The following is a 24,900-nucleotide window of genomic DNA, read 5'->3' as shown; positions in this document are numbered from 1 at the left end:
GGACAGCCATGCCATCAGCACGTCTCACCGTCGACCCGCACTTCACCGTCGGGCCCATCAACCGGCGCCTGTTCGGGTCGTTCGTCGAGCACCTGGGCCGGTGCGTCTACGACGGCCTCTACGAGCCGGGGCACCCCACCGCGGATGCCGAGGGGTTCCGGCAAGACGTCATCGACCTGGTGCGCGAGCTCGGCGTCTCGACCATCCGCTACCCCGGCGGCAACTTCGTTTCGGGTTTCCGCTGGGAGGACAGCGTGGGGCCCCGCGAGCAGCGCCCCCGACGACTCGACCTCGCGTGGCACTCCACCGAGACCAACGAGATCGGCCTGCACGAGTTCTCGTCGTGGCTCGACAAGGTGGGCAGCGAGCTCATGCTCGCGGTCAACCTCGGCACCCGGGGAACGCTCGAGGCGCTCGACCTGCTCGAGTACGCCAACATCCGTGGCGGGAGCGCGCTCAGCGACCGGCGCGTCGCGAACGGCCGAACGGATGCCTTCGGCGTGAAGATGTGGTGCCTCGGCAACGAGATGGACGGGCCGTGGCAGCTCGGCCACCGCTCCGCCGAGGACTACGGCAAGATCGCATCGCAGACGGCCAAGGCGATGCGGCAGCTGGATCCGTCGGTCGAGCTCGTGGTCTGCGGTTCCTCGAGCGCCCACATGCCGACCTTCGGCGAGTGGGAGCGGGTCGTGCTGACGCACACCTACGACGACGTGGACTACATCTCGTGCCACGCCTACTACGAGGAGAAGAACGGCGACCCGGGCAGCTTCCTCGCGTCGGCCGTCGACATGGACCACTTCATCGAGTCGGTGATCGCGACCGCCGACCACGTCAAGGCGGTCAACGGCAGTTCGAAGAGCATCGACATCTCGTTCGACGAGTGGAACGTCTGGTACCTCGAGCGCTTCAACAACGTCGACAAGATCGAGGGCATCGACAACTGGCCGATCGCGCCTCGGTTGCTCGAGGACGCCTACTCGGTGGCGGATGCCGTCGTGTTCGGCAACCTCATGATCACGCTGCTCAAGCATGCCGACCGGGTGAAGAGCGCATCCCTCGCGCAGCTCGTCAACGTGATCGCGCCGATCATGACCGAGCCCAGTGGGCCGGCGTGGAAGCAGACGACGTATTTCCCGTTCGCCATCACGTCTCGACTCGCGCGGGGTGCGGCGCTCGAGCTCAAGCTCGACAGCCCCCGCTACTCGACGCAGGTGTACGGCGACGTCGCGCTCGTCGACGCCGTCGCCACGCACGACGCCGAGGCGGGCGCATCCGCCGTCTTCCTCGTGAACCGCTCGCAGACCGAGTCGGTGACGGTGACCCTCGACATCGCGGCCCTCGGCGACGTCACCCTCTCCGAGGCGGTGACGCTCTGGGACGAAGACGTGCGCGCCACGAACACCCTCGAGCAGCCCGACCGGGTCGCCCCCCGCGACAACGAGAGCGTGTTGATCGCGGACGGTGAACTCACCGTGACGCTTCCACCGGTCTCGTGGTCGGCGATCGCGCTCGCCTGACCCCTCCGCCTCGGTCGCGGCCGCCCGCTCCGGCCGGCGACGGGTCACGCGGGTTGCGCCACTTCGGCGGCCGTTGCGCCAGTTGAACTGGCGCAACGGCCCCGCACCTGGCGCAAGGCGGTCGCCGCATCCGTCGCCGCGGGACGGCTCGCGCGTGATTCACTGGTGAGAGCGGTCGACGACGGGGAGGATGCGCGTGCGCAGCGAGATCGGAACCAACTGGTCGGGGAACCTGAGCTATAGGGCGCAGAAGCTCGTCGCGCCCACGACGCTCGACGAACTGGCCGCGGCGCTCGGCTCGGCCTCGTCGGTGCGAGCACTCGGCACGCGGCACTGCTTCAACGACATCGCCGACACGAGCGGGGTGCTCATCTCGACGCGGTCGCTTCCGAGCGTCATCGAGATCGACGGAGCGGCCCGGCGGGTGCGCGTCTCGGCCGGCACACGCTACGGCGACCTCGCCGAGCAGCTCGAGCGGCGCGGCTGGGCGCTCGCCAACCTCGCCTCCCTTCCGCACATCTCCGTCGGCGGCGCGGTCGCCACGGGAACCCACGGCTCCGGTAACACCGTGCGCTCACTGGCCGGCGCCGTCGCGGCCCTCGAACTGATGACCCCCGACGGTGAGCTGCTCGCCCTCGGCCGCGGCGACCGCGACTTCGCCGGTGCCGTGGTGAACCTCGGCGCGCTCGGCGTCGTGACCACCCTCGACCTCGAGATCGAGCCGTCGTTCACCGTCGCCCAAACCGTCTACGAGGGGCTGGACTGGGATGCGGTGCTCGCCGACCTCTCGGCCGTCACGGGACTCGGCTACAGCACGAGCCTCTTCACGACCTGGCGCAGCCGCGACCGGGTCGACCAGCTCTGGCTGAAGCAGCGCGCACCCTTCGCCGCGCCCGCGGAGGTACTCGGCGCCGCGCCGGCGGACGCGCCCCGGCATCCGCTTCCCGGCATCTCGGCCGAGAACTGCACCCAGCAGCTCGGCGTTCCGGGTGCGTGGCTCGACCGGCTGCCGCACTTCAAGCTCGGCTTCACTCCCTCGAATGGCGACGAGCTGCAGTCGGAGTACCTCGTGCCGCGCCGGCATGCCGCCGCGGCCATCAACGCCCTGCGTGAGCTGTCGGCATCCATCGCCCCGCTCGTTCAGGTGACCGAGGTGCGCACGATAGCCGCCGACGCGCTCTGGCTGAGCATGGCCTCCGAGACGGATGCCGTCGCCCTGCACTTCACCTGGCTGCCCGACCAGGCGGCGGTCGAGGCGTTCCTGCCGACGCTCGAGCGCGCTCTGGAGCCTTTCGAGCCGCGTCCGCACTGGGGCAAGCTGTTCGCCTCGGTCGACGGCGGCGAGCGCTACCCCCGGTGGGAGGACTTCGTGCGGCTGCGCGAGCGGCTCGATCCGCGCGGCGTGCTGCGCAACCCGTTCCTCGAGCGCCTCGGTCTCTGAGCGGAGAGCTCGGCTGGGGCGTGCGGATGCCGTCCGGTAGCGTGCAGCCATGAGAATCCTTCTTGTGGGCGCCGGCGGAGTGGGCGGTGCGATCACGCGAATCGCCGCTCGCCGCTCCTTCTTCGAACTGATGGTCGTGAGCGACTACGACCTTGCCCGCGCCCAGGCGGCGATCGACTGGATCGCCGAGCGGCATGGAGGGGAGGTGGCGGCGCGATTCGTGGCCGCCCGGGTGGATGCCTCGGATCCTGAAGGAGTCGCAGCCCTCGCGAGGATCCACGAGGCGACGCACGTCATGAACGCCGTCGAACCCAAGTTCGTGCCCGCGGTCTTCGCCGGCGCGCTCGCGGCCGGCGCGCACTACCTCGACATGGCCATGAGCCTGTCGGAACCGCATCCGACCGATCCCTACACGCTGACGGGCGTCAAGCTCGGCGACGACCAGTTCGCGCAGGCCGACGACTGGGAGCGGGCCGAGCGCCTGGCGCTCGTGGGCATCGGCGTCGAACCCGGGCTCTCGAACGTGTTCGCCCGTTACGCCGCCGATCACCTGTTCAGCTCCATCGACGAGCTCGGCACGCGCGACGGTGCGAACCTCGTGGTTCGCGACGAGGCGGGCAACGAGATCTTCGCGCCGTCGTTCAGCATCTGGACCACCATCGAGGAGTGCCTCAACCCGCCGGTCGTCTGGGAGAAGGAGGCCGGGTGGTACACGACGGCGCCCTTCAGCGAGCCCGAGACCTTCGTCTTCCCCAAGGGCATCGGCCCCGTCGAGTGCGTCAACGTGGAACACGAGGAGGTGCTGCTGATGCCGCGTTGGATCGATGCGAAACGCGTCACGTTCAAGTACGGCCTCGGCGACGAGTTCATCGGCGTTCTGAAGACGCTGCACCTGCTCGGCCTGGACTCGACGGTTCCGGTCGCCGTGCGCAGTGCGAGCGGGCCGGTCGAGGTCGCGCCGCGCGATGTCGTCGCGGCGGTGCTGCCCGACCCCGCGAGCATCGGACCACGCATGACGGGCAAGACCTGCGCGGGCCTCTGGGTCAGCGGCACGGGCGTGGACGGCGAGCCGCGAGAGGTCTACCTCTACCACGTGGCCGACAACGAGTGGACGATGCGGGAGTACGAATCGCAGTGCGTCGTCTGGCAGACCGCGCTGAATCCTGTCATCGCCCTCGAACTGCTCGCCACCGGCCAGTGGTCGGGCGTCGGGGTACTCGGGCCGGAGGCGTTCGACGCCGACACCTTCCTCGACCTGATGGCGCGCCCCGAGAGCGACGGCGGCTATGGCCAGCCCTGGGGCTTCGAGGATCGGCTCGCGGGATGACCGGGCGACGGGAGACCCCGGTGACGGATGCCGTGGTGCGCGAGGCATTCGAGCTCGCGGATGCGGCCGCCGACGCCGCAGGCGTACGGGTGCGCGATGCCAACCCGGGCGACCTCGACGCCATCGTCGGTCTGTTCGAGCGCACCTGGGGGCCGGGACGCAGCCCCGATCGGGCCTTCGTGCAGGCGCTCGACCACGCCGGCAACACGGTGCTCGTCGCGACGGAGGGCGGCGCATCCGGAACCAACACCGCGGTCGGCGCCACGCTCGGCTTCCTCGGCTGGGAGGGCGGGCTGCACCTGCACTCGCACATGAACGCCGTCGCCCCGTGGCGGCGCAGCGCCGGGGTCGGCCACGCGCTCAAGCTGCTGCAGCGCGCGATCTGCCTCGAGCGCGGCGTGCGTGAGGTGCGGTGGACCTTCGACCCGCTCATCCGGCGCAACGCCTACGTGAACCTCGTCAAGCTCGGTGCCGAGGCATCCGCCTTCCTGCCCGACTTCTACGGGCGCCTCGACGACGCGATCACCGGAAGCGACCACAGCGATCGGTTCGAGGTGCGCTGGCGGCTGGACTCTCCCCGCGTGCGGCGGTCCCTCGCCCGCGAGAAGCAGCCGAGCTGGACCGGCGAGCAGCGGTTCGGCCTCGCCGAGGACTTCGAGCAGCTGCGCGTCGAGCATCCGGAGCAGGCGCTGCAGCTGCGCCTCGCGTCACGCGAGGCCTTCACGACCAAATTCGCCGCGGGCCTGCGACCGGAGCTCGACGCCGGCGGGTACGTCTTCACGGCCGACGACCCGGATGCGGTGGCCTGATGAGCATCGAGGCGATCGAACTGCATCGGGTGGCCATGCCGCTCGTGCGGCCGTTCGAGACGTCGTTCGGGGTGCAGCACGATCGGGAGGTGCTGCTCGTGCACGTGCTCACCGACGCAGGCGGCGGGTGGGGCGAATGCGTCGCAGGCAAGGAGCCGTTCTATAGTTCCGAGTGGGTGGATGGCGCAGCCCTTGTGATCGAGGAGTTCCTGGCGCCTGCGTTGCTGCGGCAAGGCGAGGTCTCGGCCGCCGGTCGATCGATCCACGGCGGCGGAGCGGGAACGAGCGTCGCCTCGTTGCTGGCCTTCGTCTCCGGACACCGGATGGCCAAGGCCGCGCTGGAGGCCGCCGTGCTCGATGCGGAGCTGCGCGCATCCGGAAGCTCGTTCGCCGCCTTCTTCGGCGCAACGCGCGAGTGGGTGGACTGCGGCGTCTCGGTGGGCATCGCCCCGAGCATCGACGCGCTCCTCGACGAGGTGACCGGCTACGTCGACGAGGGCTACCGCCGCATCAAGCTCAAGATCAAGCCCGGTTGGGACCTCGAGCCGGTGGCGCGCGTGCGTGCCCTGATCGGCGACGCCACCGGCCTGCAGGTCGACGCCAACACCGCGTACACCCTGGCGGATGCGGAGCACCTGCGCGAGCTCGACGCCTTCGGGCTGCTGCTCATCGAGCAGCCGTTCGCCGAGGAGGACGTGGCATCCCATGCGGCCCTCGCCCGCATGATCACGACGCCCGTGTGCCTTGATGAGTCGATCCTGAACGCGGAGATCGCGGCGGACGCGATCGAGCGGGGTGCGACCTCGGTGGTGAACATCAAGGCGGGCCGCGTCGGCGGCTACGTCGAGGCGGTGCGCGTGCACGATGTCTGCCTCGAGGCGGGCGTGCCGGTGTGGTGCGGCGGCATGCTCGAGACGGGACTGGGTAGGGCCGCGAACGTCGCGCTCGCCGCGATGCCGGGATTCACGCTGCCGGGTGACACGTCGGCGTCGCGTCGGTACTTCGCTGAAGACCTCACCGAGCCGTTCGAGCTCGGCACGGGCGAGCACCGCGGCCAGCTCCCGGTGCCGACGGGCCCGGGCACGGGCGTGACGGTGCGAACCGACCTGGTGCGCGAGTGGGCGCTGAGGGCCCCGGTGACGCTGCGTCGCTGACCGGACAGGCTCAGGGAACGGACCCGGCGAACGTTCGGCGCCGCTCGCTGAGCTTGTCGAAGCGTCGTGGGGTCTGCTGGGTGCCTCGCTCGCTCGCTGCATGGTTGGTTCCCTTCGACAGGCTCAGGGAACGGACCCAGCGAAAGCTCGGCGCCGCTCGCTGAGCTTGTCGAAGCGTCGTGAGGTGCGCTGGGTGCCTTCCGTCCCGCTCGCTGAGCTTGTCGAAGCGTCGTGAGGTTCGCTGGGTGCTCCGGTCGCTGCATGGTCGGTTCCCTTCGAAGGCTCAGGGAACGGGCCCAGCGAGGTTCGGTTCCGCTCGCTGAGCTTGTCGAAGCGTCGTGGGGTCGGCTCGGTGCCGTCGCTACGCTGTCGGCTCCCTTCGACAGGCTCAGGGAACGGGCCCAGCGAAAGCTCGGCGCCGCTCGCTGAGCCCGTCGAAGCGTCGTGGGGTCCGCTGGGTGCCTCGCTCGCTGCATGGTTGGTTCCCTTCGACAGGCTCAGGGAACGGACCCGGCGAACGTTGCGTCCCGCTCGCTGAGCTTGTCGAAGCGTCGTGAGGTCCGCTGGGTGCCCGTTCCCGATCGGTAGCCCGACGCAATGTGGAAACACGCTGGCCCTAGGCTGGGCAAATGGAGCAGCAGCGGGCCATCGCGGCGGTCATCACCGTCTCGGACCGCAGCGCCCGTGGCGAGCGGGCTGATGCGTCGGGCCCGCGCGCCGCCGAACTGCTGCAGCGCGCCGGCTACCCGGCATCTGTCGTGGTCGTGCCCGATGGTGCGGATAACGTAGGCGCGGCCATCGGCGAGGCGCTCAACGACGGCGCCCGCATCGTGATCACGACCGGCGGAACCGGCGTGGCGCCGCGCGATGAGACGCCCGAGGGCACCCTGCCGCACATCGTGCGCGAGCTGCCCGGAATCGCCGAGGAACTGCGGCGACGCGGTGCGGAATCCGTGCCCACGGCCGTGCTCTCCCGCGGACTGGCCGGTGTGGCGCGTGGGTCGGCCGGTGAGGCGCTCGTCGTGAACCTTCCGGGGTCGACGGCAGCAGTGGAGCAGGGCATCGCGGTCATCGCGCCGCTCGTCGGCCACATCCTTCAGCAGCTCGAGGGCGGTGACCACGCGTGAGCATCGCCATCGCCCGTCTCAGCGGCGAGCCCCTCGACCTTGGCACGCACCTCGACGCCGTCGAGGATCCGACGGCGGGTGCCGTCGCCACCTTCATCGGCCGCGTGCGAAATCACGACCCTGAGGCGGCCGCCGAGGTGACCGCCCTGGACTACACCGCCCATCCGGATGCGGAAGCCCGGTTGCACGAGATCGTCGCCCGCTTCGACTCCGACGTCGTGCGCATCGCCGTCAGCCATCGGACCGGACGCGTCGACGTGGGCGGCACCGCCATCATCGCGTGCGTCGCAAGCGCCCACCGGGCCGAGGCCTTCGACGTCTGCCGCGAACTCGTCGAGGCGATCAAGCACGAGTTGCCGGTCTGGAAGCAGCAGCTGCAGGTCGATGGCGCGCACTCCTGGGTGGGCCTCTCGTGACCCGCTTCGCGCCCCTCATCGACGGCTTCGGCCGCGTGCACCGCGACCTGCGCATCTCGCTCACCGACCGCTGCTCGTTGCGCTGCACCTACTGCATGCCCGCCGAGGGCGTTCCGTGGCTGGCCAAGGACAACATTCTCACGTCGGCCGAGATCGTGCGGGTGGCGCGGGTGGCGGCATCCGTCGGCATCCAGGAGATCCGGCTCACGGGCGGCGAGCCGCTGCTGCGCCGCGACGTCGTCGACCTCGTGAGCGACCTCGCCCTCATCGAGGGCTGGGACGGTCCGCTCGAGGTCTCGATGACCACGAACGGACTGCGCCTGCCCCAGCTCGCGACCGACCTGCGTCAGGCCGGGCTCACGCGTGTCAACATCAGCCTCGACACCCTGCGTCCGGAGCGGTTCGCCGAGCTGACGCGTCGCGACCGCCTCGAAGACGTTCTCGCGGGCATCGAGTCGGCCCGGGATGCCGGCTTCGATCCCATCAAGATCAACGCCGTCGCGATGCGCGGGGTGAACGACGACGAACTCGTCGATCTCGTGCGCTTCGCGGTCGACCGCGGGGCGCAGATGCGCTTCATCGAGCAGATGCCGCTGGATGCCGGCCACATCTGGTCGCGCGTGCAGATGGTGCGCGGCGAGGAGATCCTCGCGCAGCTCGGCGAGGTCTTCACGCTCACCCCGGTCGGCGCGCGCGGAGCCGCTCCCGCGGAAGTCTGGCGCATCGACGACGGACCCTCGACCGTGGGCGTCATCGCCTCCGTCACCGCACCTTTCTGCGGAGCATGCGACCGCGTGCGCCTCACCGCCGACGGTCAACTGCGCAACTGCCTGTTCGCCCGAGAGGAGTCCGACCTGCTCTCGTTGCTGCGCGGACCGCTCGCCGACGAGGCCGATCCCACCATCCTCGACGACGCCGTCGAACGGATGCTGCGCCTCTGCATCACGGGCAAGCGTGCCGGCCACGGCATCGACGATGAGGGCTTCCTGCAGCCGGACCGCCCGATGAGCGCCATCGGCGGCTGAGCGAGGCCCTCCCCCGACGCGAGCCGTAGGCGGGGAAGCGGCCAACCGCCGCATCCGTCGAAGCGGACGAGAGTGCTCAGCCGCCCGCGAACGGCGGCAGAACGTCGACGGAGTCGTCCTTCTCCAGCGGAACGTCGCCGGCATCCACCGCCGTGCGGCGGCCGTTGACGAGCAGCGAGGAGCGCCCGAGCACGCGCTCGAATTCCGAGCCGTGCGCGGCGGTCATCGTGGCGACGAGTTCGCCGACGGATGCCGCGGGCACGGTCTCCTGCTCCGTCGCCGCGGCCTCTGCCGCGGCGGCGAAGTAGCGCACCCGGGCCATCAGAGGCCGAATCCTCCGGCGGCTGAGCCCCACGATCCGCTGTCGGGGCGAGGCTCTCCCGGTCGGGGTCCGTCGTCGTTGCCGGAGTCCGGCGCCTCGTCGGCGGATGCGGTCGCGTCGGCCGCCTCGGCCTGGTCGGCCGGCGCGGCCGACTCCTCGGAGCCGCCGGCGTGCTGGGCGCTGCCGTTGCTCGCGCCGCCGCTGTCGCGGGTCAGCGCGATCGTCTCGGTGAGTGCCGAGTCGACCGCGGCGCTCTCGCCTCCGTTGCGGCCGGCCGCGAGGCCGGCGATGAACGCTGCCACCGGTGCCGCGGCCACGCCGACGGCTGCCTCGGTCTCAGCGGCGAGTTCGAGCACCCGATCGACGGGAACGTCGGCCGATTGCAGGGAGAGGCGCTCGGTGAGCGCGATGATCCACGCGTGCAGTGCGTCGGGCTGGTGCTCGCTCATGGTTCCTCCTGGGTGGCAGGCGTGCGGATGCGGAACCATCGGATGCCGACGGGCCCGCGTTCGAGCATGCTCCACATCTGCGCCAGTTTCGATCCCGACGCGCCGGGCGCCACCGGAGAGCACCCCGCTCGGGAGGCTCAGGCGCGCAGCCAGTCGCCCGATTTTCCGCCCGACTTGGCTTCGAGCCGGATCTCTTCGATCACGACGCCCTTGTCGATGCCCTTGACCATGTCGACCACGGCCAGCGCTGCGACCGACACGGCGGTGAAGGCCTCCATCTCGACGCCGGTGCGATCCGCCGTGCGCACGGTGGCGCCGATGCGCACCCCCTCGTCCTGCACCTCGAGGTCGACGGTGACGCCGTGCACCCCGATCACGTGCGCGAGCGGCAGCAGTTCCGCGGTGCGCTTGGCGCCCTGGATGCCGGCGATGCGGGCAACGGCGAACACGTCGCCCTTAGGAGTTGAGCCATCTCGCAGGGCGGCCACGACGACGCCAGAGCAGCGAACGAAGCCCGTCGCCGTGGCGGAGCGCACGGTGGGCTGCTTCAGCGTGACGTCGACCATACGGGCCTGGCCGGCGTCGTTCAGGTGGGTGAAGGGCTGACTCATGGCACCAGCATGACAGTCACGGGGCTGCCCGCATGAACCTCGTCGACGTCGGCCGGAATGACGGCGAATCCGTCGGCGTGGGCGAGCCCCCCGGCCAGATGCGATCCGGAGCCGCCCGCCGTCGCCGGACGCACCCGCACCGCGCCATCCTCGTGCTCGAAGATGACGGGCATGTACTGCTCGCGGCCTGGGGGAGTGCGCCATCCGGATGCGGTGACCGCCTCGAGCGTGGGGCGCAGCATGTCGCCGCGTCCCTGCAGGGCGAGCAGTGCGGGCCGCACGAACACCTCGAACGACACCGCGACGCTCACCGGGTTGCCGGGGAGCCCGAAGGCGAGCGGGCCGCCCGGCAGCCGGCCGAACGCCTGCGGCTTGCCGGGCTGCATCGCGACCGAGACGAACTCGAGCGTGCCCTGCAGCACCTGCTTGACGACGTCGTAGGCGCCGACGCTCACGCCGCCCGAGAGGATGACGACGTCTGCCTCAGATGCGGCTCGGTCGAATTCGGCGCGCAGTTCAGCCGGATCATCGGCGACCGTGACGGTGCGCATGACCCGGGCCCCGGTATCCCGAACGAGCGCCCGCAGCAGCACCGAGTTGGACTCGGGGATGCGCCCGCGGGTCAGCACGGCATCGGGAGCCGCGAGTTCGCTGCCCGTCGAGATGATGCTCACGCGCGGCTCAGGGACGACGGAGAGCTTCGCCCGTCCGGCCGCAGCGGCCGCGGCCAGGTGCCGTGCCTTCAGCACCGTGCCGGCCCCGAGCACGAGATCGCCCGCGTGCAGATCGGCACCCGCGCGACGGATGTAGGCGCCGGGCTCTGCGGCGACGGTGACCGCCACTGTTGTCGCATCGCTCCAGGCGCCGGTGAGGGTGTTCTCGACGGGGACGATCGCGTCGGCATCCGTCGGCACGGCCGAACCGGTCATGATGCGAGCCGCCTCACCGGTGCCGAGCCGGGGATCCTCGGCGCTGCCCGCGGGCAGGTCGGCGACGATGCGCAGCTGGACCGCGGCATCCGGAGCGGCGGCTGCGACATCGCGATGCCGTACGGCGTAGCCGTCCATGGCCGAGTTGTCGAAGACGGGGATGTCGAGGCGGCTCGTGACGTCGACGGCGAGGGTGCGACCGGCGGCCTCGGCGAGCGGGAGTTCGATGGCGGCGAGCGGCTGCACCGCGGCGGCCACGAGGGCCCGCTGCTCGGCGACGGATCTCACGAGTGGGCGCCGCTCGGCGCGGGTGCGACGGCGTGAACGGTGCCGGTTGGGGCAGCGCTTGGGGTGGTGCCCGCGGTGGTGCGCGCGGCCTCCCACGCGAGCATGCCGCCCTGCAGCACGGTCACGTCGGTCAGGCCGAGCGAGGCAAGGTGCGTCGCGGCTCGGCGCGCGCGGGTGTCGATGTGACAGTGCACGATGAGCGGGAGCGCCGCATCGGCGATGCCGGTTGCATCGTGCCGCTGCAGCAACTCGCCGAGTGGCAGCAGCACCGAGCCGGAAATCGCGGAGTCGGAGTGCTCACTGGGCTCGCGCACGTCGAGAAGCACGAAGCGATCCTTGCCGCGCTCGCGGGCGGCCAGGCGGTCGGCGAGGGTGGCAGCGTCGATGAAGGCCGGCTCCGACGGGAATCGGGGGGAGTGGGTGATCTGCGCGTCTGAGGTATTCGGCTCTGTAGCGTGGGGAAGCGCGGAGTTCGCGGGTACCGGGCGCGGGTCCGCGAGCACCTGCTGCGGGCTCGCCGCGTCGCTCGCCGGGGTAGGCACCGCATCCGTCGCCGTCGGTCGCGGCACGCTCACCGGCACCTCGCGCTGGCGGGAGGTGAGCGCGTCGATCACCACGACGCGACCGAGCAGGCTGTCGCCGACGCCTGTGATGAGCTTGACGGCCTCCGCCGCCATCAGCGAGCCGGCCTGGCCGCAGAGCGCTCCGAGCACCCCGGCCACGCTGCACGACGGAACCTCGCCCTCGCCCGGAGCGACCGGGAAGACGTCGCGCAGTCGCACTCCTTCGCCGGCAGGGGGAGTCGCCCAGAAGAGCGAGACCTGGGCGTCGAAGCGCAGCACCGCGCCCCAGATGAGCGGAAGTCCGAGTTCGGCGCAGATGTCGTCGGCCAGGTAGCGGGTCTCGAAGTTGTCGGATCCGTCGATGACCAGGTCGTAGTCGGCGGCGAGCTCGCGTGCGTTCTCGGGCGTGAAGCGCAGCGGATGCCGGCGCACCTGCACGTGTGGAGCGATGCGCTCGGCCGCCTCCGCGGCGCTGTCGACCTTCAGCCGGCCGACATCCGCCTGCCCGTGCGCGAGCTGGCGCTGCAGGTTGTTCGGCTCGACCACGTCGTCGTCGACGATGCCGATGGTCCCGACGCCCGCGGCCGCGAGGTAGAGCAGTACCGGCGATCCGAGGCCCCCGGCGCCGAGAACGAGCACGCGTGCCTGGGTGAGTCGGCGCTGGCCGAGCTCACCGACCTCGGGAAGCCGGATCTGCCGGGAGGTGCGCACCGCCTCCGCCGTCGAGAGGTCGGGCGCCGGGTCGACGAGAGGGGGCAGCCGCATCCCCTCACGCTAGGCCATGCGCCCCCTGCCGAAAAGCGAGGACATTCCGAAAAGCGAGGCGTTCTCGGCGGGCTGCCGCGCGTGTCGCGGTTCCGGACGGCGCGGCGCGCAGGATCGCCTCGCTTTTCGGAATGTCCTCGCTTCTGGAGAGGGTCGTCGAGAGGGGAACGGGCGCCGTCGTTCCGCGGATGCGGTGCTACGCTCCCGAATGTGACGCAATTTCGGATCTCTGAGGCCGCAGAACTGCTCGGCGTCAGCGACGACACGGTGCGCCGCTGGATCGACGGCGGCCGCATCCCGGTCGCGAAGGATGCCGCCGGTCGGCAGGTGATCGCTGGCGATGTGCTCGCCCGCCACGCCGTCGAGCTCGCCGCCACTCCCTCCGACCCGAGCGGCATCGGCCGCAGCGCCCGCAACCGCTTCGTGGGCATCGTCACGGCGGTCACGGTCGACACCGTGATGGCGCAGGTCGAGATCCAGGCCGGGCCGCATCGCGTCGTCTCCCTCCTCTCGGCGGAGGCCGTGCGCGAGCTCGGGCTCGAGGTGGGTTCCCTCGCCGTCGCCGTCGTCAAGGCGACGAGCGTGATCGTCGAGACGCCGTGACGTTCAGGAGACGCCGCGCGCTCACGACCGCCCTCATCGCCGCGGCGACTCTCGCGCTCGCCCTGACCGGCTGCGCCCCGACCGGTGCCGCGTCGCCCGCGCCATCGCCCCCGCCGCCGAGCGCATCCGGCACCGCGGCACTGCGCGGGCAACTCACCGTCTACGCCGCCGCCTCCCTGCAGAACGCGTTCGAGAACCTGTTGGCCCAGTTCGCCGACGAGAACCCGGATGTCAGGGTGCATCCGGCCGTGTACGACGGCTCGAGCGTGCTCGCCACGCAGATCATCGAGGGAGCTCCCGCCGACGTGTTCGCGTCCGCCGACGAGAAGACTCTCGCGGCCGTCGCGAAAGCGGGGGAGGTGTCGGGATCCGCCCATCCGTTCGCGACGAACACCCTGCGGCTCATCACCCCTCCCGGGAATCCCGCCGGCATCTCCTCGCTCGGAGACCTCGCTCGCAGCGACGTCTCCGTCGTGCTGTGTGCGCCCGCGGTGCCCTGCGGCGCCGCATCCGCGACACTGCTCGAGAAGGCAGGCGTGGAGGCGACACCCGCGAGCCAGGAGCAGAACGTGACCGCCGTGCTCACGAAGGTCGAGCAGGGGGAGGCCGACGCGGGCCTCGTCTACGCCACGGACGCCCGCGCCGCCGGGAATGCGGTGCACGCGATCGAACCGCAGGGGGCCGCCGAGGTCGTCAACACCTACCCGATCGCCGAATTGCGCGGGGCGGCCTCGCCCGATGTGGCGCGCGCCTTCGTCGACTTCGTGCGCGGGGATCGCGGCCGCGCCGTGCTGGCCGCGGCGGGGTTCGGCGCCCCGTGAGCAGGATGCCCTGCGGCGCCGCCACGAGCAGTGCCGTCACCGGAAGGGCCGGCCGAGAGTGACCCGCGCCACCGAGCTCGGCACCGTTCCCCGAGTGCTCTACATCGGCGCCGGCCTGGCGGTCGCCCTGCTCGTGCTGCCCCTGCTCGGCCTCCTCGGCCGCGTGCACTGGGCGACCCTGCTGCAGGATGCCGCCTCTCCGGCCGCACTGCAGGCGCTGGGGCTCTCGCTGCTCACGGCGCTCATCGCGACGGCACTCTGCCTGCTCATCGGCGTTCCCCTCGCCCTGGTGATTGCGCGTTCGAGTGCGCGCACCGCGGGCTGGCTGCGCGCGCTCGTCACCATCCCGCTCGTACTGCCGCCGATGGTCGGCGGCATCGCGCTGCTCTTCCTGCTCGGGCGCAACGGGGCGGTCGGGGTCCTGTTGGCCGGCGTCGGCATCCGCCTGCCGTTCAGCACCGCGGCCGTCGTGATCGCGCAGGCCTTCGTCGCCCTGCCGTTCCTGGTGCTCGCCATCGAGGGCACGATGCGCTCTCTCGGAACGGGCTACGAACACGTAGCAGGCACGCTCGGCGCCGGACGCTGGACAACGTTCCGGCGCATCACGCTTCCGCTGGCTGCGCCGGGCCTGGTGGCCGGAACGGTGCTGTGCTTCGCGCGTGCCCTCGGCGAATTCGGTGCGACGGCCATCTTCGCGGGCAACGCGGAGGGCGTCACGCGCACGATGCCGCTCGCCATCTACACGGCGTTCAACGGAGCCGGAGTCTCGCAGGGCACGGCCATCGCGCTCTCGCTGCTTCTGCTTGTTGTGGCGGTGCTGCTGCTCGTGCTCGTGCGGGGCTGGCGCGCGGGGGCGACCCGATGACGACCGACCCGATGCTGTCGACGACCGACCCCATGTTGTTGGAGCCGCTGTCGACGGATGCGCCGGGCGGCAGGGCGCGAGCGACACGGGGCGGAGCGCTGCACGCCGAGGTGCGGTTGCTTCGCGGCGAGTTCGACCTCGACGTCGAGGTCGACCTGGCTCCGGGTGAGGTGCTCGCACTGCTGGGCCCGAACGGCGCGGGAAAGTCGACCGTACTCAACGTCGTCGCCGGGCTGCTGGCACCCGACGCCGGCGAGGTGAGCCTCGACGGTCGCGACCTCACCCGCATCCGGCCCGGACAGCGGATGCTCGTGCCGCCCGCCGGCCGCGGCATCGGGCTCCTCGGACAGCAGCCGCGACTGTTCCCGCACCTCTCCGCCCTGCAGAACGTCGCCTTCGGTCCACGGGCGCAGGGTGCATCCTCGCGGCACGCCGCTGTGCGAGCTCGAGAATGGCTTGCTCGGGTCGGCCTGGAGCAGGCGGCGCAGCAGCGCCCCGCACAGTTGTCGGGCGGCCAGCAGCAGCGCGTCGCGATCGCCCGTGCGCTCGCGGCATCCCCAGCCGTGCTTCTTCTCGACGAGCCCTTCGCCTCGCTCGACTCGCAGACCGCCCCCGAGGTGCGGGAATTGCTGCGGCTCACCCTCCGCGATGCGGGAACCAGCGCCATCATCGTCACCCACGACGTTCTGGATGCGGTGGTTCTCGCCGACCGCACCGCCGTGATGGATGCGGGTCGCATCCTCGAGCGGGGGCCGACGGCCGCGGTGCTCTCCGCCCCGCGGAATCCCTTCACGGCCCGCTTCGCCGGCGTGAACCTGGTGACGGGCGTTGCGCAGGAGGGCCGGCTGCGCGTCGGCGCCGCGGGCGCGGGCGGACCGGACGGCGTGACCGTCTCGGGCATCAGTGAGGGACTGACCGACGGCGAGGAGGCGGCGGCGGTGTTCCGGCCGGCATCCGTGGTCGTCTCTTTGCAGCGGCAGGAACAGACGAGCCTGCGCAACCATTGGCCGGCGGGGGTCGAGGCGCTCGAGGCGACGGCAACGGGCGTGCGCGTGCGCACGGGTCCGTTGCCCGTGACGGCCGATGTCACCGCCGCGACGGTGGCGGAACTGGGCCTGCGCGTCGGAGCGCAGGTCTGGATCTCGGTGAAAGCCGCGGAGGTTTCCCTCTATCAGGTCGGCACGCGCTGACCCTCCTCCGCGTGAGCGAATCTGTGGTTCGCGCCCGCGCTGTTCACTGAGCTTGTCGAAGCGCCGCGAGTCGATCTGTGGATCGCGCTCGCGCGATTCGCTGAGCTTGTCGAAGCGTGGTGAGCTGATCTGTGGTTCGCGACCGCGCTGTTCGCTGAGCTTGTCGAAGCGCCGTGAGCCGATCTGTGGGTCGCGACCGCCCTGTTCGCTGAGCTTGTCGAAGCGCCGCGAGTCCATCTGCGGGTCGCCACCCTTCGACAGCCTCAGGGAGCGGGTGGTTCTGCGCCAGCCTCAGGTCGCGACCCTTCGACAGGCTCAGGGAGCGGGTGGTGGCCACCCAGCCTCAGGTCGCCCCCCTTCGACAGGCTCAGGGAGCGCGTGGTGGCCACCCAGCCTCGGGTCGCCACCCTTCGACAGGCTCAGGGAGCGGGTGGTGGCCACCCAGCCTCGGGTCGCGCTCGCGCTGTTCGCTGAGCTTGTCGAAGCGCGGTGAGCCGATCTGTGGGTCGCCACCCTTCGACAGGCTCAGGGAGCGAGTGGTGGCCACCCAGCCTCGGGTCGCCGCCCTTCGACAGGCTCAGGGAGCGGGTGGTGCCCTCCCAGCCTCACGTCGCCACCCTTTGACAGGCTCAGGGAACGGATGGTGCCGATCCAGCCTCAGGTCGCACCGCCCTGTGCGCTGAGCTTGTCGAAGCGCCGCGAGTCGATCTGTGGGTCGCCACCCTTCGACAGGCTCAGGGAGCGGGTCGTGGCCACCCAGCCTCGGGTCGCCACCCTTCGACAGGCTCAGGGAACGGATGGTGCCGATCCAGCCTCGGGTCGCGACCGCCCTGTTCGCTGAGCTTGTCGAAGCGTGGTGAGCCGATCTGTGGGTCGTGACCCTTCGACAGGCTCAGGGAGCGGGTGGTGGGCACCCCAGCCTCACGTCGCCACCCTTCGACAGGCTCAGGGGACGCATGGTGCCGACGCAGCCTCCGTCGCGCTCAGTCCACCGGCAGCACCTTCCGCGCGTGCTCTCCGATGGCACGGGCGCCCTCCGCGTGCGCCTCATCGCCGTCGATCGTGAACCACGTCGACGAGAGCGCGCACCACGCGACCACCCACCGGGCGAACCGGCGCGCATCCAGGCCGGCGAGCTCGGTGACGAGGGCGAACCGACGCTCCACGAGCGGAAGGGCCGTCGCGTGCGACGGATTGCAGAACAGGTTGCAGTAATCGAACGCGCGCTCGCCCAGCAGCCCTTTCGGGTCGATCGCGAGCCACCCCTGCTCGCCGAAGTCCAGCACGTTGCCGTGATGGATGTCGCCGTGCAGCGCAACCTCGTCCTGGGGAGCGGCGAGCAGTTCGGCTGCCCACCCAGCGGCCTCCCGGTGCAGGGCGCCGAGGTCGTCGGCGTGCCGGAACAACTCCCGGAACCAACGCCGGAGCGGCACGAGATCGAGCGTCGCCTCGCGTGTGGATCGGGCGAGGGGTAATCCCTGGTTGCGGGCGGCATCCGTCACCGTCGTCGAGGCAGCATGCAGTGTCGCGACCGTCGAGCACAGGATGCGGGTGGCGTCATCGTCGTTGCCCGACTCCACCAGGCGCACGAGCGAGCGACTTCCGGTCGCGCGCTGCTCGAGCAGTGCCTCGCCGTGCAGGCGCAGCACAGGGACGGCCCCCGCTCCGTTCCAGGCCGCGAGCAGCGCCGCGCCCCGCTCTTCCTCCTCGGAATGGGAGAGCTTGAGCATCGCCGCGGTGCCGCCCTCTGTGACGACCGGGATGAGCGTGCTCGACGCCGTCGTGAGGATGTCGCCATCGACGCGCAGCCGCCAGCGCTGCAGCCAGCCCGCCTCGCCGCCGTGGCCCGGATCGATGGGGCCGCCCTCTACCATCGCGCGTCGCCGTGGCTCGCGTCGAGTCGAGCCGCCGCACTCTGCAGGAGATCCGCGTCTGTGCAGGACGGATGCGGCCGCGACATCCTCCTCATCGACTGATCTCCTGCACACCTGCGTCCGCGTCGCGGCCGGCTTCCGCCCGTGCCTCGGCGGGCGCTTCCGCCGCACCCGCCTCCGCCGCACCCGCTTCCGCCGCCCGGGCTGCGTACACGGCCGGCGTCTCGCCGATCACGGCGCGGAAGTCGCGCGTGAAGTGCGCCTGGTCGGCGAAACCGAGCGAGGCCGCCAGGTCGGCGAGCGAGAGCGGTGCGTCCGCGCTCAATGCGAACGCCGCCTCCTGCATCCGATAGCGCTGGATGAGCCATTTCGGACTGAGGCCCAGTTGATCGCGCACGAGGCGTTGCAACGACCGCATGCTCTGACCGGTGACGGCGGCCAGCTGCTCGACCCGCACGATGCTGCGATCGTTCTCCGCCCGATCGACGACCTCGCGCACGCGGTGCGCATCCGAGCCGAGTTCCAACGCGAGGGAGTGCAGCCACTCGTCGAAGGCAGCGACGGCGAGCGCGTCGGCATCGGCCCGCATCGCCTCCCGCACGTGGGCGGCCAGCGAGGCGGTACCCGCCACACGCAAGCTCGACAGCGGCGCGGACGAGCCGACGATGCGCGCAAGGTCGCCGTCGATCAGTGCTCGCGCGATGCCGGGCTGCAGCAGGGCTCCGAACGCCCAGCCGGTGCCCTCCAGCCGCTGAACGCCGCGCCCGCGCTCCGGACCGTAGAGGCCCGCATCCGTCGGTTCGATCACGAGGTTGGCCGACGGGTATTCGAGCACCGCCTGGCTCACGACCGCACCCGGCGCGAGGCTCCACCGCGGCAGCCAGTAATGACGCACGAGCCCGGCGACGGATGCTGCCGGCTCGTAGCGCGCCATCCGCACCGGGGCATCGGGGCGGGCCGGCTGCCGCGGCTGGAGCCCGCGGCTCGTCGCGAGAACGCCCTTCTGTGCCGGCGCGCCCGCACGCGTGCGCCAGTACGCGTCACCGTCGTTCGCCACCCGCCCAGTATCGCCTACCCCACCCCTCGCCGACTTGCCGCTTTTTGCGGGTTCCACGCCCGCTCAAGCCGCCAAAAGTGGCAAGTCGGCGAGAGATGGGTTCGGGGGTGCAGGGTGTCGCGTTCCTTCAAGACGAGGGAGGCGCCGCATCCGTACCGTCGGATGCGACGACCGGAACGACGAAGGGAAGAACCATGGCCGACTTCGAGATGAGCCTCTACATCGCCGCCACGCCAGACCAGGTATGGGAGGCGATCGTCGGCGACGAGGCCAATCGCGTGCTCATGTTCGGCTCCGTGCTGCGTGGCGATCTCGCCGAGGGCTCTCGGTATGAGTATGTGGGCCCGGGCCAGGACGGCGACGAGACCGTCCACGTCTACGGCGAGGTGCTGGAGGTGGAGCCGCGACGCATCCTGAGCCTGAGCGAGCACCCCGGACCGACGTACCGCGAGAACCACGCCGAGCTGCGCAGCCGCATGACCTGGAGCCTCGAGTCGGCGACGGAGGAGATCACGCAGCTGCGGTTCGTGAACGACGACTGGTCGCCCGGGCATCCCGCCGAGCAGGAGACCTCTGAGACCTGGCCGCGCGTGCTCTCGAGCATGAAGACCTGGCTCGAGACCGGCCGCGCGCTCGACTTCGGGTGGTGAGTGCAGGCGGCGACGGCGGGTCAGGCGCGGAGACGGCCAGCAGCGCGAGGCTCCGCGCAGAGCGCCTCGGTTCAGTCCGCGATCGCGCGAACGGATGCGGGGGTGCGGCGAGGCGTGCGCCACATGGGGCGTCGCTCCCACCACGGCAGCAACTGCGGCTCGATGCTCGTGAACTCGGCGAGCGTCATCGGCGCCGGCGCGTGCACCACGGGGGCTCCGAGCCGTGACGCCACCTGCTGGATCGAGGCCCGCGACCAGAGCTGACCGTGCATGCGCAGCAGCAGCCGGTCGTGGGCGTCGACGGCGAATAGGTGCGGATGCGTCTCGAGGTCTGTGCCGCTGTAGAGATCGAGCATGAGGATGGTGTCGACGTCGGCCGAGCGCACCTGCCGGGTGAATCCGAACGGAACGTGGTCTTCCACGCCCCACTCGTGCAGCCGGAAGTAGACGTGCCGCGTCGAGAACAGGGCGGCGATGCACACTCCCGAGACCACGATCTGGATCAGGAGCACGATGGGCCAGAGCCCGACCGGTGCCGTGAGCCAGTAGAGGGCGGCGAAGACCGGCAGCAGCAGCACGCTCGCGGCGACGGTCACGTTCGCGAAGATATGGCGGCGTGGACGCAGCGTCTTGACCGCCGCTTCGCGCGTTACCGCCATCGTGCTTCCCCCGACTGTGATGTTCCGACGGCAAGTGTGCGCGTGCCCCGCGGCATCCGCTAGCGGCATTAAGGGGGACAGTCGGGGACAAGGAGCGTTGCCGGTGGGTGCGGGGAGCACGGCGACCCTCGAGAACTGCCGCCAGGCGGTTCGGGCTCACCGCGCCCGAGTCGGTGGCGGGAGACGGCGAAGGGGACCTGCTCGACGAGCAGATCCCCTTCACATGCGCGGAGGATGGGGGATTCGAACCCCCGAGGGCTTTCACCCAACACGCTTTCCAAGCGTGCGCCATAGGCCACTAGGCGAATCCTCCGGGCGGCCGCGCGTGGCGGCCTCAGAGAATCTTACCCGACCTCTCGGGGCGCCGACGCCACGAGCGATCGCCGGCCGGGCCCGTGGCGGAGACGTTGGTGCTGAGAACGGGGGCGGAGCCGCGGCGGTGCGACCGCATCCGATCGTCCCGTAGAATGGATGCGGCTCCTCACGTGGCGCCATCCAGGCCAACTCCCCTAGGGCGGAAACGCAGCAAGGGTAACCGGGCTCTGGCGGGTGCGTGAGGGGTCTTTTCTTTTGCGGGGACGGACGCGCCCGCCGGCCCACCCCGCGCGCGCCCCCCGCAAGCGCCCCCCGCGCCTGCACATTCCCTGAGAGCGCGCGCACGTCGCGCCAATAGGCTGGCCCCGTGGCGCGAAGCATCTATCTCAGCTCGGCAGAAGGACACACCGGCAAGTCGACGATCGCGCTGGGCCTGCTCTCGATGCTCACGCACAGCGCCGCCCGGGTCGGCGTCTTCCGGCCGGTCGCCCGCTCCGCGGCCGAGCCCGACTACGTGCTCGAGTTGCTGCTGCGCAGCTCCACCGCCCAGCTGAAGTACGACGACTGCATCGGCGTCACCTACGACGACGTGCACGATGACCCCGAGGCTGCGTTGTCGCAAATCGTCGAGCGCTACAAGCACGTCGAGTCGGCGTGCGATGCGCTCGTCATCGTCGGCTCCGACTATACGGACGTGAGTTCGCCCACCGAGCTCGCCTACAACGCCCGCATCGCGGCGAACCTCGGCGCCCCCGTCATCCTCGCGCTCGGCGGCCGCCTCGGTTCCGGCGAGGACGAGCGCCTCGGGCAGGTCGAGGCACGCACCCCCGACGAGATCGGCGAGCTCGCCGAGCTCACCCTCGCCGAGCTGCGCCGGGAGCACGCCACCCTGCTCGCCGTCATCGTGAACCGGGCGGACCCCGACGTGCTTCCCGCGATAACGGATGCCGTGGCCGGCGTGCTGCGCCGCACGGTCGCATCCGTGCCGGTCTGGGCGATTCCCGAAGACCCGGTGCTCGTGGCTCCCACGATGCAGGCGATCATGGAGGCCACCGACGCCACCCTCATCAAGGGCGACCCGGCCCTGCTGTCGCGGGAGGCGCTGGGGGTCGTGATCGCCGCCATGTCGATGGACAACGTGCTGACGCGACTCGTCGAGGGAGGCGTGGTCATCGTTCCCGGCGACCGCACCGAGGTGCTGCTCGCGGTGCTCATGGCCAACCAGAGCGGAACCTTCCCGAGCCTGACCGGCCTCGTCGTGAACGGCGGCTTCGAGCTGCCCGAGCAGGTCGAGCGGCTGATCGACGGCATCCATTCGCCCCTGCCGATCGTGCGCACCGATCTGACCACCTACGAGACGGCGACGCGCATCACGCACACCCGCGGCCGGCTCGCGGCGGAGTCCAGTCGCAAGTTCGACACGGCGCTCGCCCTGTTCGAGAAGTACGTCGACGCGCAGGCGCTCATCGACTCGCTCGAACTCGGGCAGACCTCCGTGGTGACGCCGCTCATGTTCGAGTACCAGCTCATCGAGCGGGCGCGCGCCGACCGGCGCCGCATCGTGCTGCCCGAGGGCGACGACGACCGCATCCTCCGTGCCGCTGCAACGGCACTCGCGCGCGGCATCGCCGACGTCACGATTCTCGGTGAGCCCTTCGAGGTGCGTTCGCGTGCCATCGAGCTCGGTCTCGACATCAACGCGGCGGATGTGGTGAGCCCGTTCGACGACGTCTTGCGTGCCAAGTTCGCCGAGAGCTATGCCGCCCTGCGCGCGCACAAGGGCAAGAGCGCACCGACCGTCGAGCAAGCGCGCGACACGGTCACCGACGTCTCCTACTTCGGCACCATGATGGTGCACCTGGGGCTGGCCGACGGCATGGTGTCGGGCGCCGCCCACACCACCGCGCACACCATCCGGCCCTCGTTCGAGATCATCCGCACCCGCGAGGGCGTCTCGGTGGTCTCGAGCGTGTTCCTCATGGCGCTCGCCGACCGCGTGCTCGTCTACGGCGACTGCGCCATCATTCCCGAGCCCACCGAGGAGCAGTTGGCCGACATCGCGGTCTCGTCGTCGGAGACGGCCGCGCAGTTCGGCATCGAGCCGCGCGTGGCCATGCTCTCCTATTCGACCGGTGAGTCGGGAACCGGCGCCGAGGTCGAGAAGGTACGCGCCGCAACGGCCCTCGTGCGGCAGCGCCGACCCGACCTTCCCGTCGAGGGCCCCATCCAGTACGACGCGGCGGCGGATGCGGCGGTCGGGGCGGCCAAGGCCCCCGGATCCCTCGTGGCCGGTCGCGCGACGGTGTTCATCTTCCCCGACCTCAACACCGGCAACAACACCTACAAGGCGGTGCAGCGCTCAGCCGGGGCGGTGGCGATCGGACCGGTGCTGCAGGGACTCAACAAGCCCATCAACGACCTCTCGCGGGGCGCGACGGTGCAAGACATCGTGAACACCATCGCGATCACCGCCATCCAGGCCGCGGTGTAGACGTGCACCCCCGTGCGCCGTTGAACCATTTGGTCGCCGTTGATCCGCGCGGAGCGGCTCAACGGCGGCGAAATGGTTCAGAGGCGAAGAACGCGCTGCACCACGACCACCAGCGGCGACAGCAGCATCGACAACAGGGGAGCGGCATCCGATGAGCGCAGTACTCGTGGTCAACTCGGGGTCCTCCTCGTTCAAGTACCAGCTCATCGACGCCGACAGTGAACGGATGCTGGCCACCGGCCTCGTGGAACGCATCGGCGAGTCCGAAGGCCGTGCCGCGCACACGGTCGACGGTGAGAAGTGCGAGCGCACCCTGCCCATCGCCGACCACACCGCCGGCTTCCAGGTGATGCTCGACGCCTTCGCCGCGCACGGCCCCTCGCTCGATGAGAACCCGGTGATCGCCGTCGGGCACCGCGTCGTGCAGGGCGGAGCGCGCTTCTTCGAGCCGACCGTCATCACCGACCTCGTCAAGATCAACATCGACGAACTCTCAAGCCTCGCTCCGCTGCACAATCCGGCCAACCTCGAGGGCATCGTGGCCGCGCAGAAGGCGTTCCCCGACGTGCCGCACGTGGCGGTCTTCGACACGGCCTTCCACCAGACGCTGCCGCCGGCCGCGTACACCTACGCGATCGACGCCGCGCTCGCCGCCAAGCACCGCGTGCGCCGGTACGGATTCCATGGCACCTCGCACCAGTACGTCTCGCGTCGCGCCGCGGAGTTCCTGCAACGGCCGGTCGAGGAGCTCGACCAGATCGTGCTGCACCTCGGGAACGGCGCCTCGGTCTGTGCAGTGCACGAGGGACGATCCGTCGAGACCTCGATGGGCATGACCCCGCTCGAAGGTCTCGTCATGGGAACCCGCTCCGGCGACATCGACCCGGCGGTGCTGGTGCACCTGCAGCGTCGAGCCGGACTCGACGTCGACGGCATCGACGAGCTGCTCAACAAGCGCAGCGGCCTGCTCGGACTCAGTGGACGCGGCGACATGCGCGACGTCGTCGATGCCGCCGAGGGGGGCGACGAGGCCGCGGCGCTCGCCGTCGACGTCTACGTGCATCGGCTGCGCGGTTACATCGGCAACTACTACGCGCAACTCGGCGGCGCGGACGCGATCATCTTCACGGCGGGCGTCGGCGAGAACGCGCCGCTCATCCGTGCGCGGGCGGTCGAGGGGCTGGAGGTACTGGGGATCGAGCTCGATCCCGAGCGCAACGCGGCCACCTCGCGCGAGGCGCGGGTCATCTCGACGGATGCGTCCCGCGTCGCGGTGCTCGTGGTGCCCACGAACGAGGAACTCGAGATCGCGAGGCAGACGCTCGCGGTCACGCGAGCCTGACGCGACCGCCCGCTTTCGCGTGCACGTCGCGACGCTTCGACAGGCTCAGCGAACAGCGGGGCTGGGTCGTGAGCGCTCGTCTCGGGAGCCTGTCGAAGGCTGGTGAACCGGACCCGGAGCTGGGTCGTTAGCGCGCGTTCCCTGAGCCTGTCGAAGGGTCGTAAGCGGGGCTGGGCCGCGAGCACCCGTTCCCTGAGCCTGTCGAAGGGCGCTTCCACGCGCACGTCGCGACGCTTCGACAAGCTCAGCGAACAGCGGGGCTGGGTCGTGAGCGCTCGTCTCGGGAG

General features: G+C 70.7%; 23 protein-coding genes, 1 tRNA gene and 1 other RNA gene. 16 read left to right on the top strand and 9 right to left on the bottom strand.

Annotation, left to right across the window (positions count from 1 at the left end):
* The first annotated feature begins 8 nt into the window (after window positions 1-8).
* The 8 genes from arfA (at window position 9) to moaA (ending at window position 8,819) form a co-directional block, all read left to right on the top strand.
* Window positions 9-1,520 carry an arabinosylfuranosidase ArfA gene (gene arfA, locus WDJ51_RS06035; RefSeq protein WP_337851536.1) on the top strand — a complete coding sequence of 504 codons (1,512 nt, stop codon included), beginning with the start codon at window positions 9-11 and terminating at the stop codon, window positions 1,518-1,520.
* A gap of 196 nt (window positions 1,521-1,716) precedes the next feature.
* Complete coding sequence (locus WDJ51_RS06030; protein ID WP_443218462.1) at window positions 1,717-2,961, top strand: FAD-binding protein; 1,245 nt, start codon at window positions 1,717-1,719, stop codon at window positions 2,959-2,961.
* A gap of 49 nt (window positions 2,962-3,010) precedes the next feature.
* On the top strand, window positions 3,011-4,288 hold the full coding sequence (locus WDJ51_RS06025) for a saccharopine dehydrogenase family protein (protein WP_337851534.1): 1,278 nt from the start codon (window positions 3,011-3,013) through the stop codon (window positions 4,286-4,288).
* The gene (locus WDJ51_RS06020) at window positions 4,285-5,097 is read left to right on the top strand and encodes a hypothetical protein (protein ID WP_337851533.1); all 813 of its coding nucleotides are present in this window, start codon (window positions 4,285-4,287) and stop codon (window positions 5,095-5,097) included. Before WDJ51_RS06025 ends, WDJ51_RS06020 begins: the two co-directional genes overlap by 4 nt.
* Entirely contained in the window at window positions 5,097-6,251 is a 1,155-nt protein-coding gene (gene menC, locus WDJ51_RS06015) for an o-succinylbenzoate synthase (RefSeq protein ID WP_337851532.1), read from the top strand. Before WDJ51_RS06020 ends, menC begins: the two co-directional genes overlap by 1 nt.
* 629 nt (window positions 6,252-6,880) lie before the next feature.
* Window positions 6,881-7,378, top strand: a complete 498-nt coding sequence (locus WDJ51_RS06010) for a MogA/MoaB family molybdenum cofactor biosynthesis protein (protein WP_337851531.1) — start codon at window positions 6,881-6,883, stop codon at window positions 7,376-7,378.
* Window positions 7,375-7,794: a molybdenum cofactor biosynthesis protein MoaE gene (locus tag WDJ51_RS06005; RefSeq protein ID WP_337851530.1), complete on the top strand. Its 420-nt coding sequence runs from the start codon at window positions 7,375-7,377 to the stop codon at window positions 7,792-7,794. The genes WDJ51_RS06010 and WDJ51_RS06005 overlap by 4 nt, the downstream gene beginning before the upstream one ends.
* Window positions 7,791-8,819 (top strand): GTP 3',8-cyclase MoaA, encoded by a 1,029-nt coding sequence (gene moaA / locus WDJ51_RS06000; RefSeq protein WP_337851529.1) that lies wholly within the window; start codon window positions 7,791-7,793, stop codon window positions 8,817-8,819. The genes WDJ51_RS06005 and moaA overlap by 4 nt, the downstream gene beginning before the upstream one ends.
* 76 nt (window positions 8,820-8,895) lie before the next feature.
* Here the strand turns inward: moaA and WDJ51_RS05995 are convergent, their stop codons facing one another.
* From WDJ51_RS05995 to WDJ51_RS05975, 5 genes are all read right to left on the bottom strand, one after another.
* Window positions 8,896-9,141 (bottom strand): MoaD/ThiS family protein, encoded by a 246-nt coding sequence (locus tag WDJ51_RS05995; RefSeq protein WP_337851528.1) that lies wholly within the window; start codon window positions 9,139-9,141, stop codon window positions 8,896-8,898.
* On the bottom strand, window positions 9,141-9,590 hold the full coding sequence (locus WDJ51_RS05990; RefSeq protein ID WP_337851527.1) for a DUF6457 domain-containing protein: 450 nt from the start codon (window positions 9,588-9,590) through the stop codon (window positions 9,141-9,143). Before WDJ51_RS05990 ends, WDJ51_RS05995 begins: the two co-directional genes overlap by 1 nt.
* Window positions 9,591-9,727: 137 nt before the next feature.
* On the bottom strand, window positions 9,728-10,201 hold the full coding sequence (moaC, locus tag WDJ51_RS05985) for a cyclic pyranopterin monophosphate synthase MoaC (protein WP_337851526.1): 474 nt from the start codon (window positions 10,199-10,201) through the stop codon (window positions 9,728-9,730).
* The gene (locus WDJ51_RS05980) at window positions 10,198-11,418 is read right to left on the bottom strand and encodes a molybdopterin molybdotransferase MoeA (protein WP_337851525.1); all 1,221 of its coding nucleotides are present in this window, start codon (window positions 11,416-11,418) and stop codon (window positions 10,198-10,200) included. Before WDJ51_RS05980 ends, moaC begins: the two co-directional genes overlap by 4 nt.
* Window positions 11,415-12,746 (bottom strand): ThiF family adenylyltransferase, encoded by a 1,332-nt coding sequence (locus tag WDJ51_RS05975; protein ID WP_337851524.1) that lies wholly within the window; start codon window positions 12,744-12,746, stop codon window positions 11,415-11,417. Before WDJ51_RS05975 ends, WDJ51_RS05980 begins: the two co-directional genes overlap by 4 nt.
* 210 nt (window positions 12,747-12,956) lie before the next feature.
* On the opposite strand from WDJ51_RS05975, the gene WDJ51_RS05970 reads away from it, so the two are divergent.
* Genes WDJ51_RS05970 through WDJ51_RS05955 form a run of 4 tightly spaced genes read left to right on the top strand, consistent with a single transcriptional unit; the run spans window position 12,957 to window position 16,225 of the window.
* Window positions 12,957-13,349: a TOBE domain-containing protein gene (locus WDJ51_RS05970; RefSeq protein WP_337851523.1), complete on the top strand. Its 393-nt coding sequence runs from the start codon at window positions 12,957-12,959 to the stop codon at window positions 13,347-13,349.
* The gene (gene modA / locus WDJ51_RS05965; RefSeq protein ID WP_337851522.1) at window positions 13,346-14,170 is read left to right on the top strand and encodes a molybdate ABC transporter substrate-binding protein; all 825 of its coding nucleotides are present in this window, start codon (window positions 13,346-13,348) and stop codon (window positions 14,168-14,170) included. Before WDJ51_RS05970 ends, modA begins: the two co-directional genes overlap by 4 nt.
* Before the next feature lie 58 nt (window positions 14,171-14,228).
* On the top strand, window positions 14,229-15,035 hold the full coding sequence (locus WDJ51_RS05960; RefSeq protein WP_337851521.1) for an ABC transporter permease: 807 nt from the start codon (window positions 14,229-14,231) through the stop codon (window positions 15,033-15,035).
* Entirely contained in the window at window positions 15,032-16,225 is a 1,194-nt protein-coding gene (locus WDJ51_RS05955; RefSeq protein ID WP_337851520.1) for a sulfate/molybdate ABC transporter ATP-binding protein, read from the top strand. The genes WDJ51_RS05960 and WDJ51_RS05955 overlap by 4 nt, the downstream gene beginning before the upstream one ends.
* A gap of 983 nt (window positions 16,226-17,208) precedes the next feature.
* On the opposite strand, the gene WDJ51_RS05950 is transcribed toward WDJ51_RS05955, so the two are convergent.
* Together WDJ51_RS05950 and WDJ51_RS05945 are read right to left on the bottom strand one after the other, a co-directional pair.
* Window positions 17,209-18,099, bottom strand: coding sequence for an aminoglycoside phosphotransferase family protein (locus WDJ51_RS05950; protein ID WP_337851519.1), 891 nt, complete (start codon window positions 18,097-18,099; stop codon window positions 17,209-17,211).
* Window positions 18,100-18,190: 91 nt separating this feature from the next.
* The gene (locus WDJ51_RS05945) at window positions 18,191-19,156 is read right to left on the bottom strand and encodes an AraC family transcriptional regulator (protein WP_337851518.1); all 966 of its coding nucleotides are present in this window, start codon (window positions 19,154-19,156) and stop codon (window positions 18,191-18,193) included.
* Window positions 19,157-19,233: 77 nt separating this feature from the next.
* On the opposite strand from WDJ51_RS05945, the gene WDJ51_RS05940 reads away from it, so the two are divergent.
* Entirely contained in the window at window positions 19,234-19,806 is a 573-nt protein-coding gene (locus WDJ51_RS05940; RefSeq protein WP_337851517.1) for an SRPBCC domain-containing protein, read from the top strand.
* A 71-nt stretch (window positions 19,807-19,877) separates the two neighbouring features.
* On the opposite strand, the gene WDJ51_RS05935 is transcribed toward WDJ51_RS05940, so the two are convergent.
* Both WDJ51_RS05935 and WDJ51_RS05930 read right to left on the bottom strand, forming a co-directional pair.
* A complete protein-coding gene (locus WDJ51_RS05935) occupies window positions 19,878-20,465 on the bottom strand; it encodes a hypothetical protein (RefSeq protein WP_337851516.1) in 588 nt (195 codons plus the stop codon).
* A 228-nt stretch (window positions 20,466-20,693) separates the two neighbouring features.
* Window positions 20,694-20,778 (bottom strand) — tRNA-Ser (locus WDJ51_RS05930).
* 159 nt (window positions 20,779-20,937) lie between these two features.
* Here WDJ51_RS05930 and ffs point away from each other — a divergent pair.
* From ffs to WDJ51_RS05915, 3 genes are all read left to right on the top strand, one after another.
* Window positions 20,938-21,034: signal recognition particle sRNA small type (ffs, locus tag WDJ51_RS05925), an RNA gene on the top strand.
* Between the two features lie 113 nt (window positions 21,035-21,147).
* Window positions 21,148-23,271: a phosphate acetyltransferase gene (pta, locus tag WDJ51_RS05920; protein WP_337851515.1), complete on the top strand. Its 2,124-nt coding sequence runs from the start codon at window positions 21,148-21,150 to the stop codon at window positions 23,269-23,271.
* Between the two features lie 151 nt (window positions 23,272-23,422).
* On the top strand, window positions 23,423-24,613 hold the full coding sequence (locus WDJ51_RS05915) for an acetate/propionate family kinase (protein ID WP_337851514.1): 1,191 nt from the start codon (window positions 23,423-23,425) through the stop codon (window positions 24,611-24,613).
* Window positions 24,614-24,900 lie beyond the last annotated feature (287 nt).

Origin of the sequence: Rathayibacter sp. YIM 133350 (genome assembly GCF_037404875.1) — a bacterium.
In the GTDB taxonomy this organism is placed as follows: Bacteria; Actinomycetota; Actinomycetes; order Actinomycetales; family Microbacteriaceae; genus Orlajensenia.
This window is presented reverse-complemented; position numbering and strand designations above follow the sequence as displayed.

Excerpts from the sequence above, each read along its gene's own strand:
- arfA (WP_337851536.1), top strand. The coding sequence starts at position 9 with ATGCCATCAGCACGTCTCACCGTCGACCCGCACTTCACCGTCGGGCCC.
- WDJ51_RS06025 (WP_337851534.1), top strand. The coding sequence starts at position 3,011 with ATGAGAATCCTTCTTGTGGGCGCCGGCGGAGTGGGCGGTGCGATCACG.
- WDJ51_RS06020 (WP_337851533.1), top strand. The coding sequence starts at position 4,285 with ATGACCGGGCGACGGGAGACCCCGGTGACGGATGCCGTGGTGCGCGAG.
- menC (WP_337851532.1), top strand. The coding sequence starts at position 5,097 with ATGAGCATCGAGGCGATCGAACTGCATCGGGTGGCCATGCCGCTCGTG.
- WDJ51_RS06010 (WP_337851531.1), top strand. The coding sequence starts at position 6,881 with ATGGAGCAGCAGCGGGCCATCGCGGCGGTCATCACCGTCTCGGACCGC.
- WDJ51_RS05995 (WP_337851528.1), bottom strand. The coding sequence starts at position 9,141 with ATGGCCCGGGTGCGCTACTTCGCCGCCGCGGCAGAGGCCGCGGCGACG.
- WDJ51_RS05990 (WP_337851527.1), bottom strand. The coding sequence starts at position 9,590 with ATGAGCGAGCACCAGCCCGACGCACTGCACGCGTGGATCATCGCGCTC.
- moaC (WP_337851526.1), bottom strand. The coding sequence starts at position 10,201 with ATGAGTCAGCCCTTCACCCACCTGAACGACGCCGGCCAGGCCCGTATG.
- WDJ51_RS05975 (WP_337851524.1), bottom strand. The coding sequence starts at position 12,746 with ATGCGGCTGCCCCCTCTCGTCGACCCGGCGCCCGACCTCTCGACGGCG.
- WDJ51_RS05955 (WP_337851520.1), top strand. The coding sequence starts at position 15,032 with ATGACGACCGACCCGATGCTGTCGACGACCGACCCCATGTTGTTGGAG.
- WDJ51_RS05950 (WP_337851519.1), bottom strand. The coding sequence starts at position 18,099 with ATGGTAGAGGGCGGCCCCATCGATCCGGGCCACGGCGGCGAGGCGGGC.
- WDJ51_RS05935 (WP_337851516.1), bottom strand. The coding sequence starts at position 20,465 with ATGGCGGTAACGCGCGAAGCGGCGGTCAAGACGCTGCGTCCACGCCGC.
- WDJ51_RS05915 (WP_337851514.1), top strand. The coding sequence starts at position 23,423 with ATGAGCGCAGTACTCGTGGTCAACTCGGGGTCCTCCTCGTTCAAGTAC.